Annotated in this window: 8 protein-coding genes; 6 read left to right on the top strand and 2 right to left on the bottom strand. The window is 47.0% G+C overall.

Features of this window, described 5'->3' with window-relative positions:
• From B3D59_RS01180 to B3D59_RS01160, 5 genes are all read left to right on the top strand, one after another.
• Positions 1–314 (top strand): amidase family protein (locus B3D59_RS01180; protein WP_286817251.1); only part of this gene is annotated, 314 nt, incomplete at its 5' end.
• Between the two features lie 24 nt (positions 315–338).
• A complete protein-coding gene (locus B3D59_RS01175; RefSeq protein ID WP_004074220.1) occupies positions 339–530 on the top strand; it encodes a hypothetical protein in 192 nt (63 codons plus the stop codon).
• On the top strand, positions 527–2,458 hold the full coding sequence (mutL, locus tag B3D59_RS01170; protein ID WP_286817250.1) for a DNA mismatch repair endonuclease MutL: 1,932 nt from the start codon (positions 527–529) through the stop codon (positions 2,456–2,458). The genes B3D59_RS01175 and mutL overlap by 4 nt, the downstream gene beginning before the upstream one ends.
• Before the next feature lie 72 nt (positions 2,459–2,530).
• Positions 2,531–4,171 (top strand): FG-GAP-like repeat-containing protein, encoded by a 1,641-nt coding sequence (locus tag B3D59_RS01165; protein WP_286817249.1) that lies wholly within the window; start codon positions 2,531–2,533, stop codon positions 4,169–4,171.
• Between the two features lie 228 nt (positions 4,172–4,399).
• Positions 4,400–5,488 carry a hypothetical protein gene (locus B3D59_RS01160; protein ID WP_286817248.1) on the top strand — a complete coding sequence of 363 codons (1,089 nt, stop codon included), beginning with the start codon at positions 4,400–4,402 and terminating at the stop codon, positions 5,486–5,488.
• Between the two features lie 161 nt (positions 5,489–5,649).
• Here the strand turns inward: B3D59_RS01160 and B3D59_RS01155 are convergent, their stop codons facing one another.
• Both B3D59_RS01155 and B3D59_RS01150 read right to left on the bottom strand, forming a co-directional pair.
• The gene (locus B3D59_RS01155) at positions 5,650–6,591 is read right to left on the bottom strand and encodes an HTH domain-containing protein (RefSeq protein WP_286817247.1); all 942 of its coding nucleotides are present in this window, start codon (positions 6,589–6,591) and stop codon (positions 5,650–5,652) included.
• 39 nt (positions 6,592–6,630) lie between these two features.
• Positions 6,631–8,052: a sigma-54 interaction domain-containing protein gene (locus B3D59_RS01150; RefSeq protein WP_286817246.1), complete on the bottom strand. Its 1,422-nt coding sequence runs from the start codon at positions 8,050–8,052 to the stop codon at positions 6,631–6,633.
• A 281-nt stretch (positions 8,053–8,333) separates the two neighbouring features.
• Between B3D59_RS01150 and B3D59_RS01145 the strand changes: the two genes are divergently transcribed.
• Positions 8,334–8,642, top strand: a complete 309-nt coding sequence (locus B3D59_RS01145; RefSeq protein ID WP_286817245.1) for a DUF4242 domain-containing protein — start codon at positions 8,334–8,336, stop codon at positions 8,640–8,642.
• Positions 8,643–8,786 lie beyond the last annotated feature (144 nt).

Raw genomic sequence — 8,786 nt, 5'->3', positions numbered from 1 at the left:
TCACCGATTTTAAACGCAGGTGTCGCGCCTTTGAGTCGTGCGACATTATTTTGTCTCCTGTGGCACCGACACCTGCGTTTAAAATCGGTGAGAAGATCGAAGATCCTTTGACCATGTATTTAAGCGATATTTTTACCCTGTCCTGCAATCTGGCAGGTGTTCCCGGGATTTCAGTGCCCGCGGGTATTTCCTCCACCGGGCTTCCCATGGGTCTTCAGATGATGGCCCGGCATTTTGATGAAATGTCGCTGATCCGGGCAGGATATGGATTTGAGCAGGCTGTGACTAAACATCCTGAATTTCCAGAATTGTAAAGCAATTATATAAGGAAGGTTAACATGTCCACTGTCATTCCCCAGGGCAATGCCCTGAAAAAAGCCATTGCATGGGTGTCTGAAAAAAGAACGGCCCAGCCGGACCAGAATGTGAAAAAACTGGTTAATGACGCCTGCCTGCAGTTTGATTTAAGTCCAAAAGACAGCGAATTTCTACTGCGTTTTGTAAAGGAAAGCCTGAATACGCCTTCATGAGCAGAATCCGGATTCTTCCTGATATCCTGTCCAACCAGATTGCTGCCGGTGAAGTTGTTCAAAGGCCGGTTTCCGTGGTTAAGGAGTTGGTGGAAAACGCCATGGATGCGGGGACTGACAGGATTATCGTTGAGATTGAAAACGGCGGGAAAACCTTAATCCGTGTTTCAGACAACGGGTGCGGGCTTTCCCGGGATGAGGCGGTGCTGTCAATAGAGCGGTATGCCACATCCAAGATCTACACCAAGGAAGACCTGTTTTCCATTTCCACATTCGGGTTCAGGGGCGAGGCGCTGCCATCCATTGCGTCCGTATCAACGTTCAGTCTTGTCTCCCGTACAGCGGATAACGCCACCGGTACTCGGGTGGATATGAATGGGGGCAAGCTTTCCGGTGTAACGGATACCGGCGCGCCTGTCGGCACGATGGTGGAAGTTAGGCGGTTGTTTTTCAACACACCTGCCCGAAGAAAATTTTTAAAAAGCGAAAACACCGAGTCCGGCCATATTGCCGATGCCCTGGCAGGCCTTGCCATGGGCAATCCCGGGGTGGGATTCCGCCTTGTTGTCAACCACAGATCCGTTAAAAGTTATCCCCCGGGCCAGACCCTTTTTCAGCGGGCTCAGATGGTGCTGGGTAAAGAGGCGACAGATTCTCTGTACGAAATGCAGTGGCCGGAAACCGATGAAGGCACGGATAGTGGTCTGGCCGGGCTATGTATCCGCGGGGTGTGTGCCAATCCCGGTATTACACGCAGTACGGCCAACCGGATTTTTCTGTTCGTCAACCGGCGTCTTGTCTATGACCGAGGGCTTATCTCCGCCATGTTTCAAGGGTATCGGGGCAGGATCATGAAGGGACGCTATCCTGTGGGGGCGGTGTGTGTGGAATTGCCCTGTGACCAGGTGGATGTAAACGTGCACCCGACTAAACGTGAAATTAAATTTATTACACCCGGTCCGGTATACCAAGCCTTGTCCCTTGCCGTGGCAAAAGCCTTGTTCCGTGGTCAGGACAACAAATTGTCCTATGCCAGGGCCGTCATGACTGAGAAAAAGGAGTCCCCAACGCCTGTTCAGGCCGCACTGAAATCGGCATCCATGTTAGAAAAAAGATTGACGCCCGACTTGTTTGAAAGCGTTTCTGCTCCCCAGTTGCCGCCTGTGTATAAATCTTTTGATCCGCCCCCTGAATCCTTTGAGGCTGCTGAATCCCCGGAAAACTCCTGGGTACCGGAAACGGAAACAACCCTGCACAATCAGCCGCCTTTGGTGAGCCATGCAAATCAACCTTCAAGTCCCGATATTACAACGCCTTTTTCGAAAATTGAACCGTTTCGGGCAACTCAGTCGGATTTAAGGGTGATAGGTCAGGTACTCAATGTTTATATTGTGGTGGAAAAGGAGAACCACCTGATACTGGTTGACCAGCATGCTGCCCATGAACGTATTGTTTTTGAAGCGCTTTTAAACCGTTACAAGCGTATGGATGTTCAAAGCCAGTCCCTGGCGGTTCCAGATGTCCTGGAACTGAGCCACAAGGAAGCGTTGGTCCTTGAATCCATCATGACGGATCTGGCTGATCTGGGCATTTGGGTTGAACCCTTTGGCGGGACATCGTTTGTAATAAAAGCCGTGCCTGTGCTGGTGGAGCAAAAGCATGTGGGGCCCATGGTGGTGGAAATGGTTGAGAAAATAAGCCAAGCCAACGGCACGGGTCTTAAAGATGACTGGCTTGAAGATGCCCTGGCCACCATGGCCTGCCACAGGTCTTTGCGGGGTGGACAGTCCATGTCGCTGAAGGAGATGACAGCGCTTGTGGCGCAGTTGTTTACCTGTGAAAATCCCATGCACTGTCCTCATGGACGCCCTGTTTTTGTCTCTTTTGATGCCCGCAGTCTTGAAAAGCTGTTCAAAAGACTTGTGTGAGTCCGGGGGATGGGATATAAACTTTGGGAATCTCGATTTTGTTCAATTTTAACAGGAGTGTAAGGAAACCCCATGCGAAAATTTATGCAAATATTTTTTGCTTTCAAAACAATGGTTGCTGTTTTGACTTTTTTTGCTTTCTGGGCAGCTATCGGTACGGGATTGTGCGGTGACGCCAAAACCGTAGCTGTCTGCCCCTTTGAAATGAATTCGTCCCAGGATCTTGGTTTCCTGCAAAACGGATTGTTCTCAATGCTTTCCTCAAGGCTTTCCGATGTCGGGAAAGTGGATGTCCTGGATCGGGAAACCGTTGACAACGCCCTGGCCAAGGCAAAGGCCGGCGGGCTTGTTAAAGGACCTCTCAATGAGGGCTTAGCCCGGGATATAGGCGCGCAGATGGGGGTGGATTACATCCTTTTCGGCAGTCTTACCCATTATGGTGAAAGTATCAGTTTAGATGCCTCCATGGTCGATGTTTCAGGAAAAAAGCAAACTCTTGCCTTTTTCGAGCAGAGCAATTCCATGGGCGATGTCATCCCCCTGGTGAACTCCTTTGCCGGTGATATCAATATGAAGGTATTCGACCGCAATATAGATAACAAGCTGTATGCCCGGCCCCAGGAAGAGAATCCGACCCTTGGTGGGCTTCAGTATGCCGGCGGTGGCGACAGTTATGGCGGCGGTATGATGGCCATGCAGGCAAGCCAGGGATTCACCACCCATCTTAAGGTGGAGGAAGTGATCCGTGCCATGGCCACCGGCGACTTGAATAAAGATGGCCGACTTCAGGTGGTTACCGCAACGGATTCGGCGCTTCAGATATACCATCTTGAGGGCAGTCTGTTCACCGAAGAGATCAGTTTGGATTATGCATCCTATCTGAGAATTATCGGACTGGATGTGGCAGATATTAACGGTAACGGGTATCCGGAAATTTTTGTCACGGCCATGACAATAAACAGGGAAACCCTTTCCTCCTTTGTGGTGGAATATAATGGGTCATCGTATACAACGCTGCAGGACGGCATTTCCTACTATTTTCGTGTGATTGATTCTGTGGACGGCAATCCCGTGCTCTATGCCCAGGATAAAGGCAGAGGTCCATATGCCGGAAAAATATATATCATGAGTGCGGCCAATGACACCTACCTGGAGGAAAAGCCCATTCGTGTGCCCAAGGGGACATCCGTGCTTTCCCTGGCCAGGGGACCGGTTCGGGAGGACGGTGGCGATGAATTTTTAAGCATTAACCAGCATCATCGATTGGTGCTCATCAACGATGCCGGGTCAAATGAATGGGAGAGTACGGAAAAATACGGGAAGACCAATAATTATTGGATTACAGGGGAACCGGCTGCAGATCAAACTGTCCGGGAACGCGAGTATTTTAATCCCAGAATCAAATTTCATCCCGTGGGAGAGGATCAGAAAAATAAGGTTTTCCTGATTACAAATAGTGAGTTTGGTGCCGGCTCCATTGGGCGGATTAAACGGTTTAAAGATGGGCGGGTTGAAATCATGTCCTGGAACGGTATTGCCCTTGCGCCGGTATTCCAGACCGTACCGTTGCAGGGCTGGGTCTCTGATTTTGATATTGCCGATATAGACAATGACGGGATTGAAGAACTGGTGATTTCCGTTGTGACCCGGTCCAAGATAGCCATCCTTACCCAGGATAAAACGTCGAACATTATTTCTTATAAATTGAAATAATTCGTGGCACATTGAAAAACTCGCACCAAAGCCACAACATCACAAAGAATCATAAAATCTTTGTGACGTTGTGGCTTTGTGCGAGAATAAAATTATAATTACTGGGAAAAAAGATTGACAAACGCATTAAAATAGAATTAAAAGAGAAACTAATTTGGTATCCTGTTTTTAAAAGGAAGGCAGGGTGCTGAAATTTCAGGCAGTAAATAATTCTAAAAGGAGAAAAAGATGAAAAAAATTATTGTAGCTGTTGCAGCACTTGCTCTGATGGCAGGCTCGGCGTATGCAGCTGAGTGGAACTTCTATGGCTCTGCTCGTGTTTCTACGTTCTGGTCTGATACCGATCCTTATGGTGATGGTGTTGAGCTTGATGAGCTTGACGATTATTTGGAAGACGTTCAGTTTACAGAAGAGCTTCAAAGCAACGCCCGTATTGGCGCCAATGTTAAAGTTTCCGATGAACTGACCGGCCGTTTTGAATATGGCGCTTCCGGTGGGGTTGCCAACGTCCGTCTGCTTTACGGCGAATGGGAATTTATCTCGGGCAAACTGCTCGTTGGTAAGGATTATGTACCCATGTATCTGACTGGTTCAAATCAGGTAGTTGGTAATGATGCCGCACTTTCGGGATGGGGCGAAGTTGACGGTAGCCGTCGTGCTCAGATTAAGCTGACTTTCGGCGATTTCCAGGTTGCTTTTGTTGAAAATAACACTAACTATTATGGTGCTGCTCTTGGCGACACAACCGATGATTTTGTTGATGTTGTTATTCCTATGATTCAGCTCCAGTATGCTCTTACTTTTGACAACTTTGTCATTACCATGGCCGGTGGTTTTCAGACTTTTGATGTTGATGACGGAATCGCTGATGATGGTGTCACTTCCTGGGGTCTTGGTCTTGATGCTGCTGCTACCTTCGGCGCTTTCAGCTTTACCGCTCAGGTTAACGGCGGTACCAACGTTGGCAACATTTACAATATTAATGTAAGTGATCTTGTTGTTGGATCAGGTTACGCTGCTGTTGTTGGTAATGAGGTCATTGATAACGACGCCATGGGCGGGCGTATTGCCGTTGGTTATACCTTTAATGAAATGTTGGCTGTAGAAGTTGGTTATGGTTACCAGCAGACTGAATTCGATGATTCCAGATATCAAGAAGACGAAGTGCAATCTTACTACATTCAGTTGCCCATCACCCTGGCTCCAGGCGTGCATATAGTTCCTGAAGTAGGTGTTGTTGATTACGTGGACAACAGGTTTGGTGATGATGAGAGTGAAACCACCTATTTCGGCGCCAAATGGCAGATCAACTTCTAATTTAGTTTTACCAAATTTAATTTAGTCAATACTGCCTGATTTTATAAAGCGGGCCGGTGAAAACCGGCCCGCTTTTTATTTGCCCGGCATGACAGGTAAACCCAGTCTGCGGATATGGGTTTCTTTCCGATTCAAATCCATAGGAAAACAGGACCGGGTGATCAGGAAATAATAAGATTGGGTTTGTGTTTAAAACTGTTTGGAAAATCCGTGTAGTGCGCTTCCATAGCTTGGTAGGGTGTTTTTTGCTTTAAAAAGCCAAGGGGCAGTTCAAAGTTGTAATGGCATATCTGTTTGGTCAATGTTTGGTTTGTTTCCCAGGTCGTTGCATCTATTTCAGGGTCAGATGTGTTAATAATTTTTTTCACCTGCAAGTTTAATTCGTTGATGGTATCCGTATGCAGATCATCCATGTGAAAGAATGAAATGCCCAACTCCTTGCATAAAAACTCAATGTCACTGTCAGGATTTTTCTTGGTTATCTTTTTGCTGTCTATGTTTTTACCACAAAGCCTTACCGGATTATTGTAGATAACGCCTAAAACTCTTAAAGGGAAATTCTGGATATGATCTGAAATAAATGTGTTCGCCATTGTGGCGTACTGGGCATGAAAGGTCCTGAATGAGCAGTCAAGAAGGGTTTGCAGTACCACGGGCTCTTTGTCTTTGAGAAAAGAGGGTAGATGAAAACAATTGTAATAAAGATATGTGCCGGTGTAATCTTTAAGGTTAAATGGTACGGATCGCTTAAGTTTGGGCATCCGGGATATTTGATACCGCTTGAGGCATCTGTTCAGGCTGGCCCTGGAACAACTGATCTTAAAAAAAGATTCCGCAATTTGTTGCAGATCATCAAGGCCTGCCCTGAATGCCATCCGGCAGATAATAATTTTGACCTCTTCAATGGGTGTCAGGGCGGTTTTTATGCGTTTGGGTCTATGCGGGCGGTCATATACGTCCATTCGTTTTTGCCATCTGCGTATTGTGGTTTTACTGACCCCGGTTTTTTGTGCCAGCGTGGCAACGGAGAGATGGGGATTGTTTTGAATATATGCCCGCTGGGCAGGGGTTGTCGTGGCATTTTTATGAAGATCTATTTTCATGGAAATACCTCATTTTTTTGAAAATTTAACATGTCTATATTATAGTTGCTGTTCGGACTGCATGGGAATATCCCATTTTTTCATGTATTTCCAGATAGCTGCCCGGCTGAAGCCGGTCTGCCTGGCCGCTTCGGCTTTGTTCCATCCTGACTCACGGAGGATGGTAAGCAATCGCTTCCGATCCAGAGGCGACCGCTGCTTTTTACCAGGATGGGGCGGCTCCGGGTAAGATAAGGGAGGCGCTGCATAGGTGCTATGCTCTCCGCCGGTGATTTCAACGGGAAGGTCTTCCTGTTCAATCTGGCGGCCGGAACAGAGCACGAATGCATGTTCAATGGCATTGGCCAGCTCCCGGATATTTCCGGGCCAATCATATTCCATGAAGGTTTTCACGGCCGGTGTTGCCATGCCGGTAACGGTTCCGCCCGATATCTTGTTATTGTGCTTAATAAAGTGGTTGACTAGCAGCGGGATGTCTTCTTTGCGATGTCTCAGGGGGGGCAGGTAAATGGGAAACACCTTGAGCCGGTAATACAGATCTTCCCTGAAAAGGCCCTCATCAACGAGTGATTTCAGATCTTTATTGGTGGCGGTAATGATCCGGATATCGACCTTGCGTTTTCGGGAATCCCCGACGCGTTCTATCTCTTTTTCCTGAAGTACGCGCAGGAGTTTTACCTGAATATAGGGTGAGATTTCACTGATTTCATCTAAAAATATAGTGCCCTGATCAGCCTGTTCAAATCGCCCGATCCGGTCCCGGCTAGCCCCGGTAAATGCACCTTTAACATGCCCGAACAATTCGCTTTCCAGTAATGATTCGGATAAAGCGCTGCAGTTGACCGTAATCATCGGATTGCTCCTTCTTTCACCAATGGAATGAATGGCCTTGGCCACAAGTTCCTTTCCCGTTCCGCTCTCACCCTGGATGAGAATGGACGTTTCGGTGGCTGCTGACGCTTTTATGAAAGAGAATACATTCTGCATTACCTGACTTTTGGCGATAATGCCACCCAGCCGATTTAATTCGCTCAGGCGACGGGTGGCTTTTTCCATCTTCAGTCGGGCATTTTTAAGTTTAGTCAGATCCGTGACGGTTTCGATCACCCCTATGATCTGTCCGCGGTCGTTTCTAATGGCCCTGGCATTTTTGCTCACTGAAAGGCTATGCCCGTTCCGGTGGCTGATTACGCATTCAGTGGGTGTTATTTTTCCGGTTTCAAGTATCCTGCAGGCATTCATCCCGGAAGGGCACTCCTTGCCGAAACATTGGCTGAACTTCAATATCCGGCAGTTTTTTCCTTTAATTTCTTCGAATGAATACCCACTGATAGCTTCCATGGCTCGATTCCATACCACGATTTTTCCGGTGGTATCCAACACAAACACGCCGTCACCGATGGCTTCCAGCAACCGCTTGAGCAGTTCGTTTTTCTCAATCGCTTCTTGAATGTTTTCCATTGTTGGATTTTTTATTTTAGAGTGGTTTAGTGGCGCTACTTGTAGCGCCACTAAAGCTGTTTCTATCATAAGTGGCGGACAGCAGATTGTCAATCTTTTGTGGCGTTGGAATGAGTAAGGGGAAAAATACTTTAGGTTTATTAATATATACATATGGTTATGTAAAAATTAAAGTATAGAAACAATCTTTGGTATGATTATTGAATTAGTTGTATTTAACCGGACAGTCCATGGCCGAAGGGTAAATCAACTTAACCTAATAAAATATAAGGAGATTAGCCATGAGTAAAACGAATAAATATATGATGATTCATAACTCCCCTGAAGTCGACTGGGAAGTCGTAAAGGAAAACTGGCGCAAGCTGGCAGGTGTTGAAGCGGCTACCTGGATCAAAACCTACTACAACAAAGATAAAGGCATGCGCTTCTGCATCTGGCTGGCCCCCACTGAAGAGATCCTCAAGGATATTTTTACTGAAATCGGCATTAGCTGGGAAAGCATCACCTTGGTAGAAGAGACCGTTCCCGATGTTTGGAACGGAAACTGGGCGGAAGATCTTGCTGACGCCTATGATAGAAGTGAAATGTGAAACGAAACATATAAAAGTTCCCACATTCAATGTGGGAACAAAAAAGAAGGGTATTCGCTTTTAAATAAAGCTGAATACCTTTTTAAATCGTTGGTCGGGATGAGAGGATTTGAACCTCCGACCCCCTCGTCCCGAACGAGGTGC

The sequence above is a fragment of the Desulfobacter sp. UBA2225 genome (genome assembly GCF_002348205.1).
Lineage (GTDB): Bacteria > Desulfobacterota > Desulfobacteria > Desulfobacterales > Desulfobacteraceae > Desulfobacter > Desulfobacter postgatei.
This window is presented reverse-complemented; position numbering and strand designations above follow the sequence as displayed.

Excerpts from the sequence above, each read along its gene's own strand:
- B3D59_RS01155 (WP_286817247.1), bottom strand. The coding sequence starts at position 6,591 with ATGAAAATAGATCTTCATAAAAATGCCACGACAACCCCTGCCCAGCGG.
- B3D59_RS01175 (WP_004074220.1), top strand. The coding sequence starts at position 339 with ATGTCCACTGTCATTCCCCAGGGCAATGCCCTGAAAAAAGCCATTGCA.
- B3D59_RS01150 (WP_286817246.1), bottom strand. The coding sequence starts at position 8,052 with ATGGAAAACATTCAAGAAGCGATTGAGAAAAACGAACTGCTCAAGCGG.
- B3D59_RS01165 (WP_286817249.1), top strand. The coding sequence starts at position 2,531 with ATGCGAAAATTTATGCAAATATTTTTTGCTTTCAAAACAATGGTTGCT.
- B3D59_RS01160 (WP_286817248.1), top strand. The coding sequence starts at position 4,400 with ATGAAAAAAATTATTGTAGCTGTTGCAGCACTTGCTCTGATGGCAGGC.
- B3D59_RS01145 (WP_286817245.1), top strand. The coding sequence starts at position 8,334 with ATGAGTAAAACGAATAAATATATGATGATTCATAACTCCCCTGAAGTC.
- mutL (WP_286817250.1), top strand. The coding sequence starts at position 527 with ATGAGCAGAATCCGGATTCTTCCTGATATCCTGTCCAACCAGATTGCT.